At 69.5% G+C, this 24136-nt stretch carries 23 protein-coding genes; 9 read left to right on the forward strand and 14 right to left on the reverse strand.

The window, feature by feature from the left end:
- Nucleotides 1-4: 4 nt before the first annotated feature.
- Nucleotides 5-925 carry a tRNA (adenosine(37)-N6)-dimethylallyltransferase MiaA gene (gene miaA, locus ATK30_RS07050; RefSeq protein WP_167441853.1) on the reverse strand — a complete coding sequence of 307 codons (921 nt, stop codon included), beginning with the start codon at nucleotides 923-925 and terminating at the stop codon, nucleotides 5-7.
- 225 nt (nucleotides 926-1150) lie between these two features.
- Between miaA and ATK30_RS07055 the strand changes: the two genes are divergently transcribed.
- Complete coding sequence (locus tag ATK30_RS07055) at nucleotides 1151-2464, forward strand: DUF349 domain-containing protein (protein ID WP_101434862.1); 1314 nt, start codon at nucleotides 1151-1153, stop codon at nucleotides 2462-2464.
- A gap of 56 nt (nucleotides 2465-2520) precedes the next feature.
- On the opposite strand, the gene ATK30_RS07060 is transcribed toward ATK30_RS07055, so the two are convergent.
- Nucleotides 2521-2997 carry an Rv2732c family membrane protein gene (locus tag ATK30_RS07060; protein ID WP_101434863.1) on the reverse strand — a complete coding sequence of 159 codons (477 nt, stop codon included), beginning with the start codon at nucleotides 2995-2997 and terminating at the stop codon, nucleotides 2521-2523.
- Nucleotides 2994-4475 carry a tRNA (N6-isopentenyl adenosine(37)-C2)-methylthiotransferase MiaB gene (miaB, locus tag ATK30_RS07065; RefSeq protein ID WP_101434864.1) on the reverse strand — a complete coding sequence of 494 codons (1482 nt, stop codon included), beginning with the start codon at nucleotides 4473-4475 and terminating at the stop codon, nucleotides 2994-2996. Before miaB ends, ATK30_RS07060 begins: the two co-directional genes overlap by 4 nt.
- Nucleotides 4476-4708: 233 nt before the next feature.
- Here miaB and ATK30_RS07070 point away from each other — a divergent pair, with 233 nt between their 5' ends.
- A complete protein-coding gene (locus ATK30_RS07070; RefSeq protein ID WP_101434865.1) occupies nucleotides 4709-5428 on the forward strand; it encodes a heparin lyase I family protein in 720 nt (239 codons plus the stop codon).
- Between the two features lie 19 nt (nucleotides 5429-5447).
- Nucleotides 5448-6365: a TAXI family TRAP transporter solute-binding subunit gene (locus tag ATK30_RS07075; RefSeq protein ID WP_101434866.1), complete on the forward strand. Its 918-nt coding sequence runs from the start codon at nucleotides 5448-5450 to the stop codon at nucleotides 6363-6365.
- Here the strand turns inward: ATK30_RS07075 and ATK30_RS07080 are convergent.
- Nucleotides 6362-7747 (reverse strand): sensor histidine kinase, encoded by a 1386-nt coding sequence (locus tag ATK30_RS07080; RefSeq protein ID WP_101434867.1) that lies wholly within the window; start codon nucleotides 7745-7747, stop codon nucleotides 6362-6364. The two genes, ATK30_RS07075 and ATK30_RS07080, sit on opposite strands and share 4 nt — an antisense overlap.
- 3 nt (nucleotides 7748-7750) lie before the next feature.
- Nucleotides 7751-8419: a response regulator transcription factor gene (locus tag ATK30_RS07085; protein WP_101434868.1), complete on the reverse strand. Its 669-nt coding sequence runs from the start codon at nucleotides 8417-8419 to the stop codon at nucleotides 7751-7753.
- A gap of 282 nt (nucleotides 8420-8701) precedes the next feature.
- Here ATK30_RS07085 and ATK30_RS07090 point away from each other — a divergent pair, with 282 nt between their 5' ends.
- The 4 genes from ATK30_RS07090 (at nucleotide 8702) to ATK30_RS07105 (ending at nucleotide 12066) form a co-directional block, all read left to right on the forward strand.
- Nucleotides 8702-9430 carry an amino acid ABC transporter ATP-binding protein gene (locus ATK30_RS07090; RefSeq protein WP_183125614.1) on the forward strand — a complete coding sequence of 243 codons (729 nt, stop codon included), beginning with the start codon at nucleotides 8702-8704 and terminating at the stop codon, nucleotides 9428-9430.
- Between the two features lie 121 nt (nucleotides 9431-9551).
- Nucleotides 9552-10457, forward strand: a complete 906-nt coding sequence (locus ATK30_RS07095; RefSeq protein ID WP_101434870.1) for a glutamate ABC transporter substrate-binding protein — start codon at nucleotides 9552-9554, stop codon at nucleotides 10455-10457.
- A gap of 83 nt (nucleotides 10458-10540) precedes the next feature.
- Nucleotides 10541-11188, forward strand: a complete 648-nt coding sequence (locus tag ATK30_RS07100; protein WP_101434871.1) for an amino acid ABC transporter permease — start codon at nucleotides 10541-10543, stop codon at nucleotides 11186-11188.
- A complete protein-coding gene (locus ATK30_RS07105; RefSeq protein ID WP_101434872.1) occupies nucleotides 11185-12066 on the forward strand; it encodes an amino acid ABC transporter permease in 882 nt (293 codons plus the stop codon). Before ATK30_RS07100 ends, ATK30_RS07105 begins: the two co-directional genes overlap by 4 nt.
- An 84-nt stretch (nucleotides 12067-12150) precedes the next feature.
- Here the strand turns inward: ATK30_RS07105 and ATK30_RS07110 are convergent, their stop codons facing one another.
- From ATK30_RS07110 to ATK30_RS07135, 6 genes are all read right to left on the reverse strand, one after another.
- Nucleotides 12151-12498 (reverse strand): VOC family protein, encoded by a 348-nt coding sequence (locus ATK30_RS07110; protein ID WP_101434873.1) that lies wholly within the window; start codon nucleotides 12496-12498, stop codon nucleotides 12151-12153.
- A gap of 991 nt (nucleotides 12499-13489) precedes the next feature.
- The gene (locus ATK30_RS07115; RefSeq protein ID WP_101434874.1) at nucleotides 13490-14242 is read right to left on the reverse strand and encodes a succinate dehydrogenase/fumarate reductase iron-sulfur subunit; all 753 of its coding nucleotides are present in this window, start codon (nucleotides 14240-14242) and stop codon (nucleotides 13490-13492) included.
- On the reverse strand, nucleotides 14239-16155 hold the full coding sequence (locus tag ATK30_RS07120; protein ID WP_101434875.1) for a fumarate reductase/succinate dehydrogenase flavoprotein subunit: 1917 nt from the start codon (nucleotides 16153-16155) through the stop codon (nucleotides 14239-14241). The genes ATK30_RS07115 and ATK30_RS07120 overlap by 4 nt, the downstream gene beginning before the upstream one ends.
- Before the next feature lie 58 nt (nucleotides 16156-16213).
- The gene (locus tag ATK30_RS07125; RefSeq protein ID WP_101434876.1) at nucleotides 16214-17044 is read right to left on the reverse strand and encodes a hypothetical protein; all 831 of its coding nucleotides are present in this window, start codon (nucleotides 17042-17044) and stop codon (nucleotides 16214-16216) included.
- On the reverse strand, nucleotides 17041-17328 hold the full coding sequence (locus ATK30_RS07130; RefSeq protein ID WP_101434877.1) for a hypothetical protein: 288 nt from the start codon (nucleotides 17326-17328) through the stop codon (nucleotides 17041-17043). Before ATK30_RS07130 ends, ATK30_RS07125 begins: the two co-directional genes overlap by 4 nt.
- Before the next feature lie 291 nt (nucleotides 17329-17619).
- Complete coding sequence (locus tag ATK30_RS07135; RefSeq protein ID WP_101434878.1) at nucleotides 17620-18519, reverse strand: helix-turn-helix domain-containing protein; 900 nt, start codon at nucleotides 18517-18519, stop codon at nucleotides 17620-17622.
- Nucleotides 18520-18849: 330 nt separating this feature from the next.
- Between ATK30_RS07135 and edd the strand changes: the two genes are divergently transcribed.
- Together edd and eda are read left to right on the forward strand one after the other, a co-directional pair.
- Nucleotides 18850-20790 (forward strand): phosphogluconate dehydratase, encoded by a 1941-nt coding sequence (edd, locus tag ATK30_RS07140; RefSeq protein WP_101434879.1) that lies wholly within the window; start codon nucleotides 18850-18852, stop codon nucleotides 20788-20790.
- Complete coding sequence (gene eda / locus ATK30_RS07145; protein WP_101434880.1) at nucleotides 20787-21410, forward strand: bifunctional 4-hydroxy-2-oxoglutarate aldolase/2-dehydro-3-deoxy-phosphogluconate aldolase; 624 nt, start codon at nucleotides 20787-20789, stop codon at nucleotides 21408-21410. Before edd ends, eda begins: the two co-directional genes overlap by 4 nt.
- 56 nt (nucleotides 21411-21466) lie before the next feature.
- On the opposite strand, the gene ATK30_RS07150 is transcribed toward eda, so the two are convergent.
- From ATK30_RS07150 to ATK30_RS07160, 3 genes are all read right to left on the reverse strand, one after another.
- On the reverse strand, nucleotides 21467-22003 hold the full coding sequence (locus tag ATK30_RS07150; protein WP_101434881.1) for a regulatory protein RecX: 537 nt from the start codon (nucleotides 22001-22003) through the stop codon (nucleotides 21467-21469).
- A 633-nt stretch (nucleotides 22004-22636) separates the two neighbouring features.
- Nucleotides 22637-23680, reverse strand: a complete 1044-nt coding sequence (recA, locus tag ATK30_RS07155) for a recombinase RecA (RefSeq protein WP_101434882.1) — start codon at nucleotides 23678-23680, stop codon at nucleotides 22637-22639.
- A gap of 249 nt (nucleotides 23681-23929) precedes the next feature.
- Entirely contained in the window at nucleotides 23930-24124 is a 195-nt protein-coding gene (locus ATK30_RS07160; RefSeq protein WP_037363693.1) for a DUF3046 domain-containing protein, read from the reverse strand.
- Nucleotides 24125-24136: the final 12 nt, after the last annotated feature.

Here is a 24136-nt window from a genome sequence, read left to right on the forward strand (position 1 = left end):
CAGGCTACTGGTCGAGCGCGGCGAGGACCCGCCCGGCCAGGTCCGCCGATCCGCCGTCGAACCACTGGATCCGCTTGTCCCGCCGGAACCACGAACGCTGCCGCCGCACGAACCGCCGGGTGGCCTGCGCGGTCGCCGCGGCAGCTGCCCCGAAGTCGCCTTCGCCGTCCAGCTCGGCCAGCACCTGCTGGTAGCCGAGCGCTCGCGAAGCGGTTTTCCCCTCCCGCAACCCGCGGTCGAGCAACGCGCGCACCTCGTCCACGAGACCGGCCTCGAACATCCGCTCCACCCGCAGGTCGACGCGCTGGTCCAGCTCGGCGATCTCGCGGTCGATCCCGATCAGCACCGTGTCCCAGCGCGCCGGACCCGGTTTCGGCAGGTTCGCGGAGAACGGTTCGCCGGTAATCTCGATGACCTCCAGCGCGCGCACGATGCGCCGGGTGTTCGTGGGGAGGATCGCCGCCGCGGCGGCCGGGTCGCGCTCCCCCAGGCGGGTGTAGAGCGCGGCGGTGCCGAGTTCGGCGGCCTCCTCGTCGAGCCGCGCGCGCACCGCGGGTTCGGTGCCGGGGAAACGGAGGTCGTCCAGCACCGCTTGCACGTACAGGCCCGAACCGCCGGTCAGCACCGGAACCCGGCCCGCTTCGAGAATCCGCTCGATCGTGCCGCGGGCATCACGCTGATAGGCGGCGACCGACGCGGTTTCGGTCACGTCGAGTACGTCCAGCAGGTGGTGCGGGACCCCTCGCCGTTCCTCGACGGTCGCCTTGGCGGTGCCGATGTCCATGCCCCGGTAGAGCTGGAGCGCGTCGGCGTTCACCACCTCGCCGTCCAGCGCCAGCGCGAGTTCGACCGCGAGCGCGGTCTTCCCGGTGGCGGTGGGGCCGACGACGGCCACCGGACGAGGCCGTTGAGCTGGGCTGATCACGCCGGAGAACGCTACCCGGCCGGGGCGGGACGCGGGCACGGAGCGTCAAGGAGAAGTAGGATCAACGCTTTCAGGCGGCTCACCCAGTACCACGGCGCGCGCTGAGCTGCTTGAATGCCGCTGGGGCCCCATGCCCCCGGCAGAGCACGACAACAGCGCAACCCGGCCCCGCTCCCGCGGCGGGGCGCCCGCAGCAGCGGGCGTACAGGCGATAAGGAGCCTGCGATGGCCCAGGAGAACACGTCCCCCGGCACCCCGGCACCGCACCCGGTGCCGCACGCGCAGGGAGCCGGCCATGCCGCGCCTCCGGTGCCGCCCGCCGAGCCCAGCCCCGCCACCTGGGGCCGGGTCGACGAGGAAGGCACCGTTTACGTCTTCACCGCCGACGGCGAACGCGAGGTCGGGGTCTGGCAGGCCGGGACGCCCGAGGAAGGGCTGCTGCACTACGCGCGCCGCTTCGACGACGTGCGCACCGAGGTGGAACTGCTCGAAACGCGGCTGAAGTCCGGAGCGGGCGATCCGAAGCACGCGCTCTCGAGCGCCACCCAGATCCGCGACGGGCTCGGCGAGGCGGCCGTGGTCGGCGACCTGAAAGCGCTCGCCGCGCGGCTCGACTACGTGATCGGAGTGGCGGAGAAGGCGCTGGTCAACGTCAAGCACGAACGCGAGGAAGCCCGGGCCGCGGCCGTGGCGCGCAAGCAGGCGCTGGCCGACGAGGCGGAGAAGATCGCCGCCGAGTCCACCCAGTGGAAAGCCGCGGGCGACCGGCTGCGCGCGATCCTCGACGAGTGGAAGACGGTCAAGGGCGTCGACCGCAAGACCGACGACGAGCTGTGGAAGCGCTTCTCGAAGGCCCGCGAGGCGTTCAACCGCCGCCGCGGCTCGCACTTCGCCGAACTGGACAAGCAGCGGGCGAGTGCGAAGCAGCGCAAGGAAGAGCTGATCGCCGAGGCCGAGGCGCTGTCCGACTCCGACGACTGGGGCGCCACCGCGGGCCGGTACAAGGAGCTGATGGCCGAGTGGAAGGCCGCCGGGCGCGCTCCGAAGGACAGCGACGAGGCGTTGTGGCAGCGGTTCCGCGCCGCGCAGGACGCGTTCTTCGCCCGCCGCTCGGCGGTGTTCTCCGAGCGCGACGCGGAGTTCGCCGGCAACGCCCAGCGCAAGGAAGAACTGCTGGTCGAGGCCGAGAAGATCGACGTCGCGGCGAACCTCGAAGCGGCCAAGGCGGCGCTGCGCAAGATCCAGGAGCAGTGGGACGAGATCGGCAAGGTCCCGCGCGAACGCATCCGCGAACTCGACGGGCGGCTCAAGGCGGTGCAGGACGCGGTGAAGTCGGCCGAGGACAGCCGCTGGCGCCGCACCGACCCGGAGGCGCAGGCGCGCGCCGCGCAGTTCCGGGAGCGGGTCGAGCAGTTCGAATCGCAGGCCGCCAAGGCCCGGGCCGCCGGGGACGAGCGGCGGGCGAAGAAGGCCGAGGAGCAGGCCGCCCAGTGGCGGGAGTGGATGGAGGCCGCGGAAGCCGCGGTCGCCGATCGCTGATCCTGAGCGCGCGAAGGGCCGGTACCCGCGGGTGCCGGCCCTTTGCGTTGCCTGGTTCAGTTACGCGAGAACGCCGTGCGCATCCACAGCGTCGCCAGGACGATCGTCGCGATCCACGCCACGATCATGCCGATGCCCGGGCCGTCTCCGGCCGCTCCGCTGGCGTGCGCGGACTGCTGCGACCAGATCGCCAGCAGGCCGTCGACCGAGGCGAACCAGCCGCCCGCGGCGCAGCACCACGCGACCCACCAGCGGCGGGACACCAGCGCGACCGCGCCGATGAACAAGCCGACGCCGGTGGACGTCACGGCGAACAGCTGCGGGACCCCGCCCGCCTGGCCGGCCAGCGTTTCCCAGCCCGCGCGGCCCTGGGCCCACGGCAGGAGCTGGGCCACGAGCAGCACGAACATCAGCACCGAGATGGTGAACCCGCGCCTGCCCAGCTCCACCGTGCGCGCGGCGAGGCGGCCCGCGTCGTCGATCTCTTCGCTCAGCCGGCGATCGACCTCGGCCGGCGTCCCCGGTTCGCTCATCCTGCACACCCACTCACCGGGGCCGGCTGCGCCGCCGGGGCTCCGAAGCCCGGCAGTCCCAGGGTGACCCCGCTCGTCTTGGGCCGAAGACCGGCTTCGGCGTTGTCGCCCGCTCGCGTGCGGCGATGCGTCAGGAGGTCGCCGTCGGCGACCAGGTGGTGCGGCGCGCCGTAGCTGATCACCGTCTCCACGACGTCGCCCGGCCGGACCGAGCGGTCGACGGCCGATCCGGTCGGCGTGAAGTGCACCAGGCGTCCGTCGCGGGCGCGGCCGCTCATCCGGTGCGTCTCCGCGTCCTTGCGCCCCTCGCCCGCGGCGACCAGCAGCTCGACCCGGCGGCCGACCAGCTTGCGGTTCTCTTCCCAGGAGATCTCGTTCTGCAGCTCGACCAGCCGGTCGTAGCGCTCCTGCACGACCTCCTTCGGCAACTGGCCGTCCATCTCCGCGGCGGGAGTGCCGGGGCGCTTCGAGTACTGGAAGGTGAACGCGCTGGAGAACCGCGCGGCGCGGACGACATCGAGCGTCGCCTGGAAGTCTTCCTCGGTCTCGCCGGGGAAACCGACGATGATGTCGGTGGTGATGGCGGCGTCCGGCATCGCGGCGCGCACCTCGTCGAGGATGTTCAGGAACCGCGCGGACCGGTACGACCGGCGCATCTCGCGCAGCACGCGGTCCGAACCGGACTGCAGCGGCATGTGCAGCTGGTGGCAGACGTTCGGCGTCTCGGCCATCGCGTCGATCACGTCCGAGGTGAACGCGGCCGGATGCGGCGAGGTGAACCGCACGCGCTCCAGCCCCTCGATCCCCCCGGTGGCGCGCAGCAGCTTGCCGAACGCGAGCCGGTCGCCGAACTCGACGCCGTAGGAGTTCACGTTCTGGCCCAGCAGGGTCACCTCGAGCACGCCCTCGGCGACCAGCGCCTCGACCTCGGCGAGGATCTCGCCGGGACGGCGGTCGCGCTCCTTGCCGCGCAGCGACGGCACGATGCAGAACGTGCAGGTGTTGTTGCAGCCGACCGAAACCGACACCCAGCTCGCGTAGGACGATTCGCGGCGCGCGGGCAGCGTGGACGGGAACGTCTCGAGTGATTCGAGGATCTCGACCTCGGCCTCGGCGTTGTGCCGCGCGCGCTCCAGCAGCGCCGGCAGCGAGCCGATGTTGTGCGTCCCGAAGACGACGTCGACCCACGGCGCCCGCTTGACGATGTCGCCGCGGTCCTTCTGCGCGAGACAGCCGCCGACGGCGATCTGCATGTCCGGATTGGCGACCTTGTCCGGGCGGAGGTGCCCGAGGGTGCCGTAGAGCTTGTTGTCCGCGTTCTCCCGCACGGCGCAGGTGTTGAACACGACCAGATCCGGCTTCGCCTGCCCCGCGGCGGGGACGTAGCCGGCTTCCTCGAGCTGCCCGGCGAGCCGTTCGGAGTCGTGCACGTTCATCTGGCAGCCGAACGTGCGGATCTGGTACGTTTTCGCGTTCATCGTGCTCCAGCGTAAACCCCGGGGCCCGCGCCTGGCCCGGCACCCGCCCGCCCGGGCGTTATCGGACGGACGCCAGCACAATTCCGCTAATCGGGAAATGTGCCGTTGACCGGGAACGGAAATGCGCCGAAACGGCCATCGGAGAACAATTTCCGCTATTGTTTCCCGCACCGTTCCGAAGATAAGATCATCGCCATTGTTCCGAATCGGACCGCCGCCGCTATGGAGGAAAAGTGCGCAAGGTTTTCGCCTGTTCGGCGGCTGCTGTCGCGAGCACGCTCGTCGTCGCCGCGATCGCGGCCGCCCCGGTCGGCGCGGCTCCGGCCCCGGCTCCCCGGTCGGTCACCTGGTCGGCCGACCCCGCCGCCGGCGTCGGCGCGTTCACCTCGATCCAGTGCGCCGACGGCCACTTCAAAACCGCGAAAGACGCCGCGAAGGGCAAGGTGTGGGTCGCCGAGCAGCTCGCGAACGAGGAGCGCTGCGAGGCGGTCGGCCCGGACCTCTCCGCGGGCAAGACCTTTTACCTCGGCTGGTCGTCGAAGTACCGCATCACCGACTCCACCAGCCGCTACGTGTTCCAGCTGAAATGCAGCCCGAGCACCGGCACCGCGAACCATCCGATCGTCCTCGAGGTGATCGGCGGCAAGCTCCGGCTCGAGGACTGGACGACCGACCACACGAGCGTCACCCTCTGGGACACGCCGATCTCGAACGACCAGTGGCACGACATCGCCTTCCGGATCTCGACCGACCGCACCAAGGGCACGATCCAGTTCTGGTTCGACGGCAAACGGCAGACGTTCTCCGACGGGTCCACCACCTACACCGGCACCACGATCGACGGGACCCGCAACTACCTGAAGTGGGGCGTCTACCACCAGGCCGACCAGACGGCGACGCAGTGGCTCAGCAAGATCCGGATGGGCGGCAGCCTGGCCGACGTCACCGGCTGACCTCTGGCACCATCGCCCCATGCGATGGAGGCTTGGGGCGATGCTGGCAGTGCTCACGGTGCTGCTGAGCGGGTGCGGGCCGAGCTTCGCGAACCTGCACCTGCGCGTCGCCGCCGGGTCGGTGGGCGGCGTGTACCACGACCTCGCCGTGCCGCTGGCTTCGGCGTGGGCGGGCGAACTCGGCATCGAGACGCCCGAGGTGCTCGCCACCCAGGGCTCGCGCGACAACCTCAACCGAGTGCTTTCCGGGAGCGCGGACGTCGCGTTCGTCGCCGCTGACCTGGCCGCGGACGCGGCGGCCGCGCACCCCGGCAAGCTCGCCGCGCTGGCCCGCATCCACGACGACTACCTGCACATCGTCGTCCGCAAGGACTCGCCCTACACCTCGGTGCCGATGCTGCGCGGCCGCCACATCGCGGTCGGGTCGCCGGAGTCCGGCGTCGAGTACATCGCGGACCGGGTGCTGCAGGTCGCCGGGCTGAGAAGCGCGGTCGCGGTCAACCAGCTGAGCCTCGAGGATTCGCTCTCCGCGCTGGCCGACCGCAAGATCGACGCGATGTTCTGGTCCGGCGGGCTGCCGACGCCGCTCATCACCGAGTACAACCGCAAGGTCGGCCTGCGGCTGCTCGACATGTCCGCGCTGATGCCGGGCATGCAGCGGTTCAGCCCGGTATACGGCACCGCGACCATCCCCGGCAGCACGTACGACCAGCCCGGTCCGGTCACGACGCTGGTGGTGCCGAACTTCCTGGTCGTGCCCACCTCGATGTCCGCGGACGTCGCCGAAGCGCTCACGAAGGGCCTCTACGACGCCCGACCGCAGCTCGCGGCGGTCAACCGGGCGGCGCTGTCGATCGACGTGCATCCGGGCATCGAGACCGGGCCGCTGCCGTTGCATCCCGGCGCGCTGGCGTATTACCGCGCGGAGAAGGTCTAGCCCGCGACCGGGAAGTCCATCGCGACCCGCAGCCCGCCGCCGTCGGGAAGGGAAAGCCGGATCTCGCCGCCGGAATGCCGGACGATCTCGGTCACGATCGCCAGCCCCAGCCCCGATCCGGGCACGTTCTGGTGCGCCGTGCTCCGCCAGAACCGGTCGACGGCCCGCTCCAGTTCGTCCTCGCGCAACCCGGGGCCGTGGTCGCGGACCGAGACCTTCACGCGGTCCTCGACCACGCTCGCGGCCACCTCGACGGAAGTACCGGAAGGGCTGAACTTGAGCGCGTTGTCCAGCAGAGCGTCGAGTACGACCTCCAGCCCGCGCGGAGGCACGAGCACACGCGCGCCGTTGACGTCCACGTTGCTTTCCAACGAGACCTCGCGGGCCGCCCCGACCACCGACCAGTCGGCCACGCGATCGGCGATCACCTCGGCGAGGTCTTCGGAAACCAGCTCTCCTCCCGCGGCTTCCGCACGGGCCATGGACAGCAGCTCGTCGAGGATCTGGTTCAGCCGTTTGGCATCCACCTGCGCCGCTTCGAGATCGGCCGCCGCGGTTTCGTCGGTCACCTGGCCGTCGAGATTGCCCAGCCGGATCTTCAACGCCGTCAACGGATTGCGCAGCTGATGCGAGGCGTCCGCGACGAACGCGCGCTGCGCGGCCAGCGCCTCCGACACGCTGGCCGCCATCCGGTCGAACGACCGCCCCAGCTGCCGCAGCTCCGGCGGGCCGCCGCTCTCCCCCACCGGCTCCGCTTCCCGGCCGCTGACCACGGACGCGACCAGCGCGCCCGTCGCCTCGTCCAGCCGCCGGACCGGGCGCAGCGTCCAGCGCACCACCGGCAGCGCGACGAGCAGCGCGAGCCCGAACGCGACCAGCGCGCACGCGGCCAGCAGCAGCCATTGCCACATCAACTGGGTGCGGACGTGGTCGGTCGCGGACTCCGTCACCACCGCGCCGCGCACCTCGCCGTCGATGAGGATCGGCTCGGCCAGCACCAGCGGTTTCGTCGCCCACGGCATCAGCAACGGCCCCGCCTCGGGCGGCCGGGCGGCGAGCGCCTCGTTCACCGGCACCTGGATCGCGGCCCGGTCCACGGCGCCGCTCACCGAACTCAGCACCGGGTCGCCGTCCTGGTTCACCACGACCACCTTCACGCCGTACACCTCGGTGTACCTGCGCAGTTCAGGTTCCAGCAGGCCGAGATGGTTGTCGAGCAGCGGACGCTGGGCGAGCGAGGCGAACCGCGAGGTGTCGGTGAGCCGGTCGAGGAAGAGCTTCTGCTGGAGGCTGCCCGCGATGCTCAGCGCGAGCGGGATGCCGAGCCCGAACACGAGCAGCGCGACGAGCGTGACGACGATGCCCTGCAGCCGGACGCGCACCGGTCAGTCCCGTCCGCTGCCCAGCCGGTAGCCCACGCCGCGAACCGTCTCGATCAGCGCCGGACGGCCGAGCTTGGTGCGCAGGGTGGCGACGTGCACGTCCAGCGAACGGCTCTCCGCCGCGCCGCGGTGCCCCCACACCTCGTTCAGCACCTGCTCGCGCGAGCACACCGCGCCGCCCGCCGCCGCGACCAGCGCGAGCACCTGGAACTCCTTGCGGGACAACGCGATCGGCTCGCCCGCGACGAGCACCTCGTGCCGGGCGAGGTCGATCCGGACGTCGCCGACCTCGACCACCGGGACCGCGGGCGCGGCCCGTTCGCCGCGCCGCCGCCGCACCGCTTCGACGCGCGCGAGCAGTTCCTCCACGTCGTACGGCTTGACCAGGTAGTCGTCGGCGCCGGCGCGCAGGCCGTGCACCCGGTCGTTCACCTCGCCGCGCGCGGACACGACGATCACCGCGACGTCGCTGACCGCCCGGATCTGCCGGCAGAGCACCACGCCGTCGACGTCGGGAAGACCCAGGTCGAGGAGGATCACGTCGACGTCGTGGACCCGGTCGAGCACCCCGGCCCCGGACGGCAGCCGCTGCATGGTGAGGCCCCGGCGGACCAGTGCGGGCACGAGCGCCCCGGCGACCCGGTCGTCGTCTTCCACCAGCAGCACGCGCACGCTTCAGCCTCCCCGGTGATCCAGACCACGGTAGCCGGAACTCTAAGGCACCACGCCTCGCGGACACGGTGCGTGGCGGCGGCCACAGTCCCGACTAGGCTGAACGCCGCCACGACGGCCGCATCCGATACGTAGTTGAAACCCTAAGTATTGCTCAAGCCGTCTTTACAAGAGATGTCCCGGTAGTAGGTTTCCGCAAGCGTTGCGGAACCCCGGTTCCGCGGACGCCGGACGACCAACGGAGCTCTGGAGGCCACGATGACCACCGAGGTGGCGACGCCCATGATCAAGGCGGCCGCCGTGAACAAGTACTTCGGCGACCTGCACGTGCTGCGCGAGATCACCCTCGAGGTGCCGCGAGGCCAGGTCGTCGTCGTGCTCGGGCCGTCCGGGTCGGGCAAGTCGACGCTGTGCCGCGCGATCAACCGCCTCGAGCCGATCAACTCCGGCGAGATCGCCGTGGACGGCGTGCCGCTGCCCGCCGAGGGCAAGGCGCTCGCCGCGCTGCGCGCCGACGTCGGCATGGTCTTCCAGCAGTTCAACCTGTTCGCGCACAAGACGATCCTCGAGAACGTCATGCTCGCGCCGATGAAGGTGCGCAAGACGGCGCAGGCCGAGGCCCGCAAGACCGCGATGGAACTGCTCGAGCGCGTCGGCATCGCGAACCAGGCCGACAAGTACCCGGCCCAGCTGTCCGGCGGCCAGCAGCAGCGCGTGGCGATCGCCCGCGCGCTCGCGATGAAGCCCAAGGTGATGCTGTTCGACGAGCCGACCTCGGCGCTGGACCCGGAAATGGTCCAGGAGGTGCTCGACGTGATGACCGGGCTGGCGAAGGACGGCATGACCATGCTGGTGGTCACGCACGAGATGGGCTTCGCCCGCCGCGCCGCCGACCGCGTGATCTTCATGTCCGACGGCGAGATCGTCGAGGACACGACGCCGGAGGAGTTCTTCACCAAGCCGAAATCCGACCGCGCCAAGGACTTCCTGGGCAAGATCCTGACCCACTGACACGTTCGGGGGAATCCCCCGGCGCCCCGCGTCCGGGGTGGCTGTAATCGGCCCGTACCCGGACCGGTACCGACGTTTCCCGGACAGATGTTTCCCGGACAGATATTGGAGAGAGACTGACATGAGGATCCGCACCCTCACGGCCGCCCTGCTCGCCGGCGGGCTGCTGCTCACGGCCTGCGGCAAGGAAGGCACCCCGGCCGGTTCCGGCGGGGACTCCAACGCCAGCACCGGCCCGCTGCCGACCTACGACGTGGCCAAGGACGTCAAGCTCGACGGCTCGCCGGTGTTCGCGAAGATGAAGTCCGCGGGCACGATCACCATCGGCGTCAAGGACGACCAGCCCGAGCTGGGCCAGAAGGACCCGAAGACCGGCAAGTTCCAGGGCTTCGACATCGAGATCGCCCGGATGGTCGCGGCGGGCCTCGGCTTCAGCGAGGACAAGATCAAGTACACGACGGTCGACTCGGCCGCGCGCGAGCAGGCCATCTCCAACGGCCAGGTCGACCTCTACGTCGGCACCTACACCATCAGCGACAAGCGCAAGAAGCTCGTGTCGTTCGCCGGCCCGTACTTCCAGGCCGGGCAGGACCTGCTGGTGCGCAAGGACGACAACTCGATCACCGGGCCGGAGACGCTGAAGGGCAAGAAGGTCTGCTCGGTCACCGGGTCGACCCCGATCCAGCGCGTGCGCGAGCAGAAGCTGACCGACCAGATCGTCGAGTTCCAGAAGTACTCGCAGTGCGTGGAGAAGCTGACCACGAAGGACGTCGACGCGGTCACCACCGACGACGCGATCCTGAAGGGCTACGCCGCGCAGGACCCGGACAGCTTCAAGGTCGTGGGCAAGCCGTTCTCGAAGGAGCCCTACGGCATCGGCCTGAACAAGGACGACAAGGTGCTGCGCGACAAGATCGACGACCTGCTGCAGGCCGCCGAGTCCAACGGCACCTGGAAGAAGATCTACGACGCCACCCTCGGCAAGTCGGGCGCGCCCGCGACGCCGCCGGCCATCGAGCGGTACTGACCTGATCCGGCGGCCGGTGGGCGAAGCTTTCGCCCACCGGCCGCCGTACACCCACCATCGGCACACGGACGCGGGAAGGCTCCATGGACGTCCTGCTCGACAATCTGGACCTCTTCGGTCCGTTCTTTCTCACCACGATCGAACTGTTCCTGATCGCGGGGGCCTGCAGCCTGGTGCTGGGCACCATCCTCGCGATGCTGCGGGTGAGCCCGGTCCCGCTGCTGCGCGCGATCGGCACGACGTACGTGACCATCCTGCGCAACACGCCGCTGACCCTGGTGTTCGCGTTCCTCGTGTTCGCCTACCCGCTGCTCGACATCGTCAAGATCGACTACTTCCCGACCGCCGCGGTGGCGCTGACGATCTACACGTCGGCCTTCATCTGCGAGGTCGTGCGCTCCGGCATCAACACGGTGCCGATCGGCCAGGCCGAAGCGGGCCGCGCGCTGGGCCTGTCGTCCGGGCAGATCCTCGGCGGCATCGTCCTCCCCCAGGCACTGCGGTCAGTGGTGCCGCCGCTCGTCAGCATGCTCATCGCGCTGCTGAAGAACACGACGATCGCCAGCGGGTTCTCGGTCGCGGAGGCCGGCGCGATCCGGCAGTACGTGTCCGAGCGCGGCGACAACCAGATGGTCGCGCTGCTGTGGGTGGCGCTCGGCTTCATCATCCTCGTGTCGGTGCTGTCGCTGGTGCAGCGCAGCCTGGAGAAGCGCTGGAGCGTGTCCCGATGAGCACGGTTCTTTTCGACACGCCGGGCCCGAAAGCGCGGGTGCGGCACCGGATCTACGCCGGGCTCGGCATCATCGTCGTGGCGGCGCTGATCGCGTTCGTGATCTACCGCTTCGTGGACAGCGGCCAGTTCTCCGCCCGCAAGTGGGAATGGCTGCAGTACTCTCAGGTGCAAAGCGACCTCGCGAACGCCGTGCTGGCGACCGTGAAGGCCTTCGCGTTCGGCGCGGTGCTGGCCATCGTGTTCGGTGCGGTGTTCGCCGCCGGACGACTGTCCGAGCACGCGTGGGTGCGCGGGATCTGCACGTTCGTCGTGGAGTTCTTCCGCGCGATCCCGCTGCTGATCCTGATGTTCCTGTTCTACTACGGCCTCCCGACCCTCGGCGTCGACACGTCGCCGCTGTTCGCGGTGGTGCTCGGCCTGACGCTGTACAACGGCTCGGTGCTGGCGGAGGTGTTCCGCGCGGGCATCCTGGCCCTGCCCAAGGGCCAGAGCGAAGCCGCGTACGCGCTCGGCATGCGCAAGACCCAGGTGATGTTCACGGTCCTGCTGCCGCAGGCGCTGCGCGCGATGCTGCCGACGATCATCAGCCAGCTGGTGGTGCTGCTCAAGGACACCGCGCTCGGCTTCCTGGTGACGTACCCGGAGCTCCTGTACTACGCCCGCTACATCGGCAGCCAGGGTGCTTTCGGCCGCCCGATCGTCCCGTCGACCCTCGTGGCCGCCGCGATCTACATCGCGATGTGCCTGCTGCTGACCGCGCTCGCGACGTACCTGGAACGCCGCAACCGCCGCAGCAAGAAGCACATCGACACGGACGACGGCGCCAAGCAGGCGGCGCTCGACGCCGGGGCTGGCGTGTCCACCGGTCTTGCCTGACGGTTCGTTCTTTTCCCTGAAGCCCCTGGCGCTGCTTTTTTCGCGGCGCTGGGGGCTTCTTGGTTCTCCGGGGTTCCTCGTGGGTCAGCCGTGCGCGACGGGATGACGCGGCTGGTAGAGCGGGAGCAGACTGCCGCTGGGCAAGCGGATCGAGACTCGCGTGCCCCACGACGCTGTCGTCGCCTCACCGTCCACTTCGGCACCCTTTTCGGTCAGCTGCCGGACGGTCTCGTCGAGGTCGTCGCACATCAGGTAGAACTCCTGCCGTGGTGCTCCGCCGGTCGGATGGACGGCGAGTTCCGTTGGGGGCAAACGGAAAATGAGCCAGCCGTCGCCTGCGTCGATGTGTCCTAGCGCCATGACGTCGCGCAGGAACTCTCGGTCTGCCGCTGCGTCTTTGCTGTAGAGGATCACGTGGGCACCGGTGATCATTGGGACTGTCCTTTCGGGAAGTTCTTTCAGGGCAACGGGAATCGCCTCGCTGGGATCGAGCCGATCGAGTGATGCCGATCGGTTGTGGGTGCTGCTAACGTTGATTTCATTGAAGTAAGTACATCTCCGGTGATGTGAGCCCGCGAGCCTTCTCGCTGCGGCCGTCGCGGTTTCCTTTCTCTCCCAGTGCGGTGGCCAGCGCACTGGTCAGCTTGTTCTCGCCTGCGCGCGGCAGGATCGACGCCGCCAGAACAAGGAACCGTCGCCGCCGCATCGCACGGAGGGCAGCCGCTCGGCCGTGCTGTGGCTGACTGGCGCATGCCCTGCGTCCGCCATCACTGACCAGGCCCGCCATCGCTGGCCAAGTGCGCCGCCGCTGACCAAGGCTGCCACCGCTGCCCCAAGGAGGAAGAGACCTGCCGCATATGCCCGTCCGCCACCCCGCCGGGATCGGCCCGGCAACCCGCCGACATGACCCGACTCGTCGTCCAAGGAGGAACCGCCTATCGCCCACCCACAACTGAATACGCCCACGACCCGCGGAAGCGAAGGCCCACGAGCTCGCGGATGCGACGACCAGCAAGCCCGGCCGATGTTGCGGGCCCGCGCACAGACGAACTCGCACCGTGCACTTGATCCGGCCCCGCACCAGGCCGCGGCGCAACCGGCCCGGCAGCGGAATCACCGCCCGCCGGTGGCGTGCCCGCCACGCGCCAACGGGCGCGCCCACCGCGTGCCAACGGGCGTTTCTGCCGCGCGCAAGCAAGGTGACCGCGGCCCCACCCACGGCCAGCGGCACCCGGCCACGCCCCTGAGCGAATTCGCTCGCAACCCTCGTCCGAACAGCGCAACTCGCGAACGAACCGGTCCGCAGCCCCTGGGCCAACGCGCTCGCAACGCACGCCTGAACGGCCTCGGCTCGCGAACGGGGACACCCGCGGCCCTCACCCCGCCAGATCCGCGACCGCGAATCCAGCCACCACCGCGGACGTCACCGGTTACGGCGGAACAGCTTGTCTCCCAGCCAGACAATCGGGTCGTACTTGCGGTCGGCGACGCGTTCCTTCATCGGGATCAGCGCGTTGTCGGTGATGTGGATGCCTTCCGGGCACACCTCGGTGCAGCATTTGGTGATGTTGCAGAGCCCGAGCCCGTGCTCGTCCTGCGCGGCGTCGCGGCGGTCGGCGACGTCCAGCGGGTGCATCTCCAGCTCGGCGATCCGCATGAGGTAACGAGGGCCGGCGAAGCTCTCCTTGTTCTCCTCGTGGTCGCGCACGACGTGGCAGGTGTTCTGGCACAGGTAGCACTCGATGCACTTGCGGAATTCCTGCGAGCGCGCGACGTCGACCTGCTGCATCCGGTACTCGCCGGGTTTCAGTCCCTCCGGCGGGGTGAAGGACGGGATCTCGCGAGCCTTCGTGTAGTTGAACGACACGTCGGTGACGAGGTCGCGGATCACCGGGAAGGTGCGCATCGGGGTGACCGTCACGACCTCGGCCTCGGTGAACGTCGACATGCGCGTCATGCACAGCAGCCGCGGCCTGCCGTTGATCTCCGCCGAGCAGGAGCCGCATTTGCCCGCCTTGCAGTTCCAGCGGACGGCGAGGTCGGCGGCCTGGGTGGCCTGCAGCCGGTGGATGATGTCGAGCACGACCTCGCCCTCGTTCACCTCGACGGTGAAGTCCTGCAGGTCGCCGCCGGTCGCGTCGCCTCGCCACACGCGGAACTTCGCCTGGTAGCTCACGCGGTCCTCCCGGTGTGGTTCTCCAGCTCGGCATCGGTGAAGTACTTGCCCAGCTCGTCGAGTTCGAACAGCTCGAGCAGGTCCGGCCGCATCGGCTCCTGTTCCTTCATGGCCACGTCGACGTCCGGCACCAGCGGGTTGTCGCCCGGCCGCGCGGAGCAGACGAGCAGCCGATGCCGCCATTCCGCGTCCATCGACGGATAGTCGTCCCGGGTGTGGCCGCCGCGGCTTTCCGTGCGAGTCAGCGCCGCGCGGGCGACGCATTCGCTCACCAGCAGCATGTTCCGCAGGTCGAGCGCGAGATGCCAACCGGGGTTGAACTGCCGGTGGCCCTCCACCGTCACCAGCCGCACCCGGCGGCGGATGTCGGCGAGTTTCTCGAGCGCCTGCCGGATTTCCCCGGCCTTGCGGATGATGCCGACGAGGTCGTTCATCGACTGCTGCAACTCGGTGTGCAGCGTGTACGGATTCTCCGGCGTGCCGTCGGCAGGCGGGTTGAACGGCTCGAGCGCCATCGCGGCCGCGGCGTCCACATCGGACTGCGCAATCGCCGGCCGGTTCTTGAGACCGTCCACATAGGACGCCGCGCCCAGTCCGGCTCGCCGGCCGAACACAAGCAGGTCCGACAGCGAGTTGCCGCCGAGCCGGTTCGACCCGTGCATGCCGCCGGAACACTCGCCCGCCGCGAACAGCCCGGGCACGCTCGCCGCGCCGGTGTCCGGGTCGACCTCGACGCCGCCCATCACGTAATGGCAGGTGGGGCCGACCTCCATGGCCTCCTTGGTGATGTCGACGTCGGCGAGTTCCTTGAACTGGTGGTACATCGACGGCAGCCGCCGCTGGATCTCTTCGGCGGGCAGCCGGCTCGCGATGTCGAGGAACACGCCGCCGTGCGGGGATCCGCGCCCCTCCTTGACCTCGGAGTTGATCGCCCGCGCCACCTCGTCGCGCGGCAGCAGGTCCGGCGTGCGGCGGTTGTTCTCCTGGTCGGTGTACCAGCGGTCGGCCTCGTCCTCGCTGTCCGCGTACTGGCCCTTGAACACCTCGGGCACGTACTCGAACATGAACCGCTTGTCCTCGGAGTTCTTGAGCACCCCGCCGTCGCCGCGCACGCCCTCGGTGACGAGGATGCCCTTGACGCTCGGCGGCCAGACCATCCCGGTCGGGTGGAACTGCACGAACTCCATGTTGATCAGCTTCGCGCCGGCGCGAAGGGCCAGCGCGTGCCCGTCGCCGGTGTACTCCCACGAATTCGACGTCACCTTGAACGACTTGCCGATGCCGCCCGTCGCGAGCACCACCGCGGGCGCCTCGAACAGCACGAACCGCCCGCTCTCGCGCCAGTAGCCGAACGCGCCGGCGATCGCGCCGTTGTCCAGCAGCAGCTCGGTGACCGTGCATTCGGCGAAGACCTTGATCCGGGCCTCGTAGTCGCCGTACTTCTTGAAGTCCTCCTGCTGCAGCGAAACGATCTTCTGCTGCATGGTGCGGATCAGCTCGAGCCCGGTGCGGTCGCCGACGTGCGCGAGCCGCGGATAGGTGTGCCCGCCGAAGTTGCGCTGGCTGATCCGGCCGTCCGCGGTCCGGTCGAACAGCGCGCCGTACGTCTCCAGCTCCCAGACGCGGTCCGGTGCTTCCTTGGCGTGCAGCTCGGCCATCCGCCAGTTGTTGAGGAATTTGCCGCCGCGCATGGTGTCGCGGAAGTGCACCTGCCAGTTGTCGTTCGAGTTCGCGTTGCCCATCGACGCCGCGCAGCCGCCCTCGGCCATCACCGTATGCGCTTTGCCGAAAAGGGATTTGCACACCACCGCGACGCTGAAACCGCGTTCGCGCGCCTCGATCACCGCGCGCAGACCGGCGCCGCCGGCACCGATCACCACCACGTCGTAGCTGTGCCGTTCGACCTCGGTCATGGAATAAGCCGCCTCACGAGCTGGGGAGAACTGCCTTGCGCTGCTGGATTTCCGGGGGTCAGCCCACGAATCGCAGGTCCGATATCGCGCCGCTCGACACGAGCATCACGTAGAAGTCGGTCAGCACGAGGGTGCCGAGCGTCGTCCACGCGAGGGCCATGTGCCGGGTGTTGAGTTTCGTGACCTGCGTCCAGATCCAGTACCGGACGGGATGTTTCGAGAAATGCTTGAGCCGCCCGCCGGTGACGTGCCGGCAGGAGTGGCAGGAGAGCGTGTACGCCCACAGCAGCACGACGTTCACCACGAGAATCACGTTGCCGAGCCCGAAGCCGAAGCCGCTGGGACTCTGGAAGGCGACGATGGCGTCGTAGGTGTTGACAAGCGAGACGACGCACGCGACGTAGAAGAAGTACCGGTGCACGTTCTGCACGATCAACGGCAGCCGCGTCTCTCCGGTGTAGCGCGCGTGCGGTTCGGCGACCGCGCAGGCCGGCGGGGAGAACCACACCGAGCGGTAGTAGGCCTTGCGGTAGTAGTAGCAGGTCAACCGGAACCCGAGCAGGAACGGCAGCACGAGCACGCCGAGCGGCAGCCAGGACGGCATTTCGCCGAACCAGTGCCCGAAGTGGCTCGAGCCGGGGACGCAGGACGTCGAAACGCAGGGCGAGTAGAACGGCGTCAGATAGTGGTATTCGGGCACCCAGTAGGCGGTGCGCACGAATGCCCGGACAGTCGCGTAAACGACGAAGGTGGCCAGCCCCAGCACAGTGAGCAGGGGCGACAGCCACCACCGGTCGGTGCGCAGTGTCCGGGCAGCGAGCCGCGCCCGCCCCGGTGCCCGAACGCCGGCGGAGGCGCGGCTGACGTCGTTGTCAGCGGGGGCGCTCACCGCTGATCGCGCTTGTAGCCACCGACACCTTCGTCGTCGGCGCCGCTCCACAGCGCCGGATCGTAGGGAGTATCCGGGACAGGCACGCGTTCGACGGGTTTCGCCTGCGCCGGCACAGCGGGCGGGTGCCCGTCCAGCTCAGCGCTGTCGATGTCGAGCCGCTCGACGTCGTTGGCCAGCCGACGCACCGCGGACGCGTCGCCGTAGCGCGATCGCAATGCGCCCACGCACTGCCGCAACTGGCCGATGGTGCGCCGGAGTTCGGCGATCTCTGTGGTGGACATCGGAAGCCTCCCTGATGGTGGGGCCGGCAGTTCGGGTGACGATCAACGCCGCCAAGTACGACTCTGCCTCGCGCGGTGCACTGTGACAAGTAGCACATTTACCAGAAGGAAGCATGCTGTACCGGTTGACCTGGGGATTTCTCGCCGGATAGGGGCCGAAAGTGGGGTCCAGGACGTCTGTGGGCCGTCAGCTGCACAAACCACGCCCTCGGCGCGAGCACGCCAGACCGGCGGCACCCGCTCACAACGGACAGAGCGTTACCTCCCGATTACCCCATGCGACATGCCTTGCTAGCCAGCCGGGTCCTCGCCCGCCAGGAGTTTCGTCAGTCCGGCTTCGTTCGCCAGCCGCTGGGCTTTCACCTCCTCCGCGAAGCCGGCAACCGCGGCCGACAAGCGGTGCAGTGAATCCTCTGCGGACAACGCAGCCTCGGCCAGCCGCTCGATGGTTCCCGCGTACGGGGCGGCCTGCCGACCGGTCAGGAAGACGCCGGCGCGATGGTGCGGGCAGTACACGACATCCGTCTCATCGCGCTGCCGATAGCAGCTGAACGCGCCCTCGGTCACGGTTTGGCTCGGGACGATCCGGATCTTCACCCTCTGCGAAACCTCCACGAGGTACCGCACCTGTCGCAGCATCACATCGGCATCGCCGAAGTCGTTCCGCAGTGCCTCAGTCCCGATGAACAACCGCGCCTCGACCGCCTCCGTGCCGAACAGAATCCTGTTGCGGCTCAAGCGGTTCCCTACGACCCGCTCTAGGACTTCCTGATCCCACAGGCTCGGACCGAACACCAGCCGAACGTAATCCGGGATCTGCAGCAAGTCCGGAATCCGCAGCGGAGCCCACACTGTCACCGACTCCGCGTTCCGCTCGTGTCCGGCCACTATCGCGGAATGCGCCGTGTCCGCCTGCGACCCGGGCATGATCCAGCTCGCCCCGGCCAGCTCCCGCGCCAGTGCCATGATCCGCGCTTTCTTCTCGCCGACCACTCCTAGCGCGCCCAGCACCCCCGCGACGTCCTCCAGCGTCGGAACCCGCTCGCCCAGCTCCCAGCTCGACAACAGCGCCGCGTCCACCCCGAGCCATCGCCCCAGTTCGCGCAAACCGAAGCTCGCCTCGATCCGGGCATTCCGCAATGCCGTGCCCAAAACGCGCTCCGGCGGACCAGGTATCTCCGAATCTCGCATCCACCGTCACCTCCAGCCGCGGATAGTGCCTGTCCCAGCCTGATAACGCCCATCAACCGTCATCAGCCGCAGACACCGGCTGCGGCGACTTCCTCCGCGGCAGCCGTGCCCAGCTCCGCGGCGGCATCCGGCTTCGTCGGCATCGGTGGCACGCCCCTCGCGAACGCCGTTCGCATCACCCGGCTCCGGACGCCGGTGCCCCCGGTGACCCACAGGGACTTCTGAATCGATTTTGTTTCCGGGAGGTTTTCGGGTTACCGTGTGCACCGTCACGTTCCCGCGACGCCAGCGCCGCCGTCTCGCGAACCCGTCACGAGCCGGGAGCTTGAGATGAGCAGCAGCCCGAACCCGACCGCCGCGGTACACCGCGTTCTCGCCGACGTCACCGACCGGATCGCCGAGCGCAGTGCGGACACGCGGGCGGCGTACCTCGCTCGCAGCGCGGCCGCTTTCGAGGAGGGGCCGGTCCGCCGCGGCCTCGCTTGCAGCAACCTCGCGCACGGATTCGCCGCGATGGACGGCGTCGACAAGCAGGCGCTGCGGCAGCTGCGCGCGCCTGGCGTGGCCATCGTGTCCTCCTACAACGACCTGCTCTCCGCACACCAGCCGATGCAGGAATACCCGGCGTGGCTGAAGAAATCGGTCCGCGAATCCGGCGGTGTCGCGCAGTTCGCCGGCGGGGTGCCCGCGATGTGCGACGGCATCACGCAGGGTCGCCCGGGCATGGAGTTGTCGCTGTTCAGCCGCGAAGTGATCGCGATGTCGACGGCGATCGCGCTGTCCCACGACATGTTCGACGCGGCACTGCTGCTGGGCGTGTGCGACAAGATCGTGCCGGGCTTGCTGATCGGCGCGCTGTCGTTCGGCCATCTGCCCGCGGTGCTCGTGCCCGCCGGGCCGATGAATTCGGGCTTGCCCAACAAGGAAAAAGCACGGGTGCGGCAGCTGTACGCCGAGGGACTCGCGACGCGGGAAGACCTGCTCGACGCGGAAGCCGCGTCGTATCACTCCGCCGGCACCTGCACGTTCTACGGGACCGCCAACTCGAACCAGATGGTGGTCGAGGTGATGGGCTTGCACCTGCCGGGTGCCAGCTTCGTGCCGCCGAACACGCCGTTGCGCCAAGCGCTCACCGAAGAGGCTGGCCGACGGGTCGTCGAGCTGTCCCGGGGCGAGGCGTACACGCCGATTTCGCAGGTGCTGGACGAAAAAGCGTTCGTGAACGGCATCGTGGCGCTGCTGGCCACCGGCGGGTCGACGAACCACACGATGCACCTGGTGGCGATCGCCGCGGCGGCGGGGATTCAGCTGAGCTGGGACGACTTCTCGGACCTGTCCGCGGTCGTGCCGCTGCTGGCGCGCGTGTACCCGAACGGCAGCGCGGACATCAACCACTTCCACGCGGCCGGCGGCATCCAGTTCCTTGTCGGCACACTGCTCGACGCGGGCCTGCTGCACGAGGACGTCCTCACCGTCGCGGGTCGTGGCCTGCGCCGGTACACGCAGGAGCCGATCCTGTCCGACGGCGAACTGGTGTGGCGGGACGTGCCGGCGCGCAGCCTCGACGAGGACGTGCTGCGTCCGGTGTGGCGGCCGTTCGCGCCGGACGGCGGGCTGCGGATGGTCGAGGGCAACCTGGGCCGGGCGGTCACGAAGGTGTCGGCAGTCGCCCCCGAACACCGTGTCGTGGAGGCACCGGCGCGGGTGTTCACGTCGCAGGACGCCTTCCGCGTCGCGTTCGAGGCCGGGGAGCTGGACCGCGACGTGGTCGTGGTGCTGCGCCAGCAGGGTCCGCAGGCGAACGGCATGCCGGAGCTGCACGGCCTGACGCCCGCGTTGGGCGTGTTGATGGACCGGGGTTTCCGGGTCGCGCTGCTCACCGACGGGCGGATGTCGGGTGCGTCGGGCAAGGTGCCCGCCGCGATTCAGGTGACGCCGGAGGCCGCGGCGGGCGGGCCGATCGCCCGGATCGCCGACGGCGATGTGGTCCGGTTCGACGCGCGGTCCGGATCGCTGGACGTGCTGGTCCCGGACGACGAACTGGCGCGGCGCGACCTCGCGGACGCCCCGCCGTCGGAGGCCGCGTGGAGCGGCACCGGGCGGGAGCTCTTCGGGGCGCTGCGCCGCGCGGTCGGCCCGGCTGACCAGGGCGCGAGCGTCTTCGGAGCGCTTACTCCGGAGCTGGACCTCGCCCGGGGCGTTCCGCCATTCGGAAGCGGGACAATGAACCCGTCCCCCTACGCTCTCCAGACCCAGGAGGTCGGTCAGTGACCACCGGCACGGACCTGCTCGCCCTGTCCCCCGTGATGCCCGTCGTGGTGATCGACGACGTCGACGACGCGGTGCCGACGGCCCGCGCCCTGCTCGCCGGCGGGATCGGGGTGATCGAGCTGACGCTGCGCACGCCGGTCGCGCTGACCGCGATCGAGCGGGTGGCCGCGGAGGTGCCGGACATCGTCGTGGGCGTCGGCACGGTGACCTCGCCGGAGCAGGCGAAGCAGGCCGCCGACGCGGGCGCGAAGTTCCTGGTGACGCCGGGCTGCACGGACGCGGTGCTGGACGCCGCGTTCGCCACCGGGCTGCCGTTCCTGCCGGGCGCGAGCACGGTGTCGGAGGCGATGCGGCTGGCCGAACGCGGGTTGAGCGCGCTGAAGTTCTTCCCGGCCGAGGCCAGCGGGGGCGCGGCGTTCCTGAAGGCGATCGACGGACCGCTGCCGCAGCTGCAGTTCTGCCCGACCGGCGGGATCACCGTGTCGTCGGCCCCGTCGTATCTGGCGCTGCCGAACGTCGGCTGCGTCGGTGGCTCGTGGCTGACCCCCGCGAAGCTGTTGGCGGCCAAGGACTTCGCGGCTGTCGAGAAGCTGGCCGCCGAAGCCGCCGCGATGCGCTGAGCCGAAACCCGTCGCCTCCGTGCTGGAGGCGGCGGGTTCTTGGTGCCGCAGGGCGGTCAGTCGACCGGCACGTCGTCCAGCATGCTGGCTTCCGCCCCGAATTCGCGAAGCTCCTCGCGGATCACCGTGTACGCCAGGCCTTGCGGATAGCCCTTCCGCGCGAGGAACCCGAGCAGCCGGCGGATCGCGGTCTGCTCGTCGACGTTCCCGAGCGACCCGAGCCGCTTCCGCACCAGTTCGCGAGCCCGCTGTTCCTCGGCGTCCCGGTCGACTTCCTCCGCCGCTTGCGCCGCGATCTCCCCGTCAACGCCCTTGCGCCGCAACTCGGCGACCAGCGCCGTGCGCGACAGCCCTTGGTTGGCGTGCCGGTTGCGGACCCAGGTTTCGGCGAACTCGGCGTCGTTGACGAGACCGGCGCGGTCGAGCTTGCCGAGCAGGTCTTCGACGGTCTCGCTGTCGAAACCCTTGCGCTGCAACGTCTGCCGCAGCTCGTCGACTGTCCGCGGCCGAGCGGCGAGGAGGTCGAAGCAGATCTCCTTGGCCTTCTTGGCCCGCTCCTCCGGAGGCAATTCCGCCGGCTCGACCTTCGACATCCTGGCCACGACCGCACTCCTCTTCCCGGCACCGCCCTCGGACGACGGCACCGTCACTTCAACACCGCTTTCCCCCGGCACCGGACGCCACGGGTGCCGATTCCCGTCTCTGGTCAACGACTCCCGTCAGGGCGCGGCCTCCGCCTGACCTCAGATCGCACCAGCCACGACCGCTCCGGCGCGGGATCCTGCCGAACCCAACCGACAGCTTCACCGCCGCGCCGACTCGGACCGCCTGATCCCGCATCCCTTCACCGACCGGCACGTGCGCCCACCGCCTCGGGCAGCCCCCTCGTACGCGGAGCGCGCAAAGCATGCCCCGCCGACCGATCCCAGCCGCGTCAGCCCGGCATCCACGTCGGAGAACTGTCCGGGCAGCAAACCTGGACGACTCCGGAACAACCGGACCCCGAGTCCGCTCGAAGGCCTCGGCCTGACCACCGTCGCCACTGAAGCTCCTGCGTGGCGGAACCGCGCTGGGCCTCTACTTCGGCATCAGCCTCGGCTTTGGCACCAGCTTCGGCTTCGGCTTCGGCATCAGCTTCGGCTTCGACTTCGGCGGCAGGCCGGTGCTCGGCCCATGACAGCCCGAGCACCGGGGAGGGAACCTGCCGATCCCCTCCCCTCCCCGGATCAGAAGTCGACCGGCGCGGGCACTGCCTCGACCTCGGCGTCGACCTGCGGGCCGATGCCGAGCTTCTCCTTGATGCGCTTCTCGATCTCGTTGGCGATGTCCGGGTTGTCGCGCAGGAACCGGCGGGCGTTCTCCTTGCCCTGGCCGAGCTGGTCGCCCTCGTACGTGTACCAGGCGCCCGACTTGCGCAGGATGCCCTGGTCGACGCCCATGTCGATGAGCGAGCCCTCGCGCGAGACGCCCATGCCGTAGAGGATGTCGAACTCGGCCTGCTTGAAGGGCGGGGCCACCTTGTTCTTGACGACCTTCACGCGGGTGCGGTTGCCGACCGGCTCGCCGCCGTCCTTGAGCGTCTCGATGCGGCGCACGTCGAGCCGGACCGACGCGTAGAACTTCAGCGCCTTGCCGCCGGTGGTGGTCTCCGGCGAGCCGAACATGACGCCGACCTTCTCGCGCAGCTGGTTGATGAAGATCGCGGTGGTGCCGGAGTTCGACAGCGCACCGGTGATCTTCCGCAGCGCCTGGCTCATCAGGCGGGCCTGGAGGCCGACGTGCGAGTCGCCCATCTCGCCTTCGATTTCCGCGCGCGGCACGAGGGCCGCGACGGAGTCGATGACCAGGATGTCGAGCGCGCCGGAGCGGATCAGCATGTCCGCGATCTCGAGCGCCTGCTCGCCGGTGTCCGGCTGGGACACGAGCAGCGCGTCGGTGTCGACGCCGAGCTTCTTCGCGTACTCCGGGTCGAGCGCGTGCTCCGCGTCGATGAACGCCGCGATCCCGCCGTTGCGCTGGGCGTTGGCCACCGCGTGCAGGGCGACCGTGGTCTTACCGGAGGATTCCGGTCCGTAGATCTCGACGACCCGGCCGCGCGGCAGGCCGCCGATGCCGAGCGCGACGTCGAGGGCGATCGCGCCGGTGGGGATCACGGCGATGGGCGGACGGGACTCCTCGCCGAGGCGCATCACCGAGCCCTTGCCGTACTGCTTGTCGATCTGCGCAAGGGCGAGCTCGAGCGCCTTGTCCTTGTCGGGTGCTGCTGGCATGGAAGTCCACCTCGCTGGTTGGGGCCTGTGTGTGTTCGGTTGTCCAGTCGGGCTGATCCGGGGACCAAACCCTGTCCGGTCCGACGCTACGGGGAGGGACCGACAATTCCAGGCGCGGCGACCGATCTGTGGATCGCTGGCCCCGTTGTGCACAACACCATAGACGAACAGGTGTTCGAGGCTCGCGGCGACACGCCCATCCGCCGCGGTTTTCGCCCTTCGCGGCGACCGGAACCGCGAAACCCCAGGTCAGCGCCGCTCCGGCGGCACCTCGAACTCGACGCAGACGGCCCGCCAGATCTCCTTGGCCGGCGTTCCCGCGCTCAGCGCTTCTTCGACCGTGCGCCCGCCGAGCCCGCTGAACACGTGGTCCTGGGCGAGCATCTCGGCGCGTCCGGACCCGAACTCCTCGGCCATCAGCCGTCGGAACACCGTGATACGCATCGGGCGAATGCT

It is taken from the genome of Amycolatopsis echigonensis (assembly GCF_002846615.1).
Lineage (GTDB): Bacteria > Actinomycetota > Actinomycetes > Mycobacteriales > Pseudonocardiaceae > Amycolatopsis > Amycolatopsis echigonensis.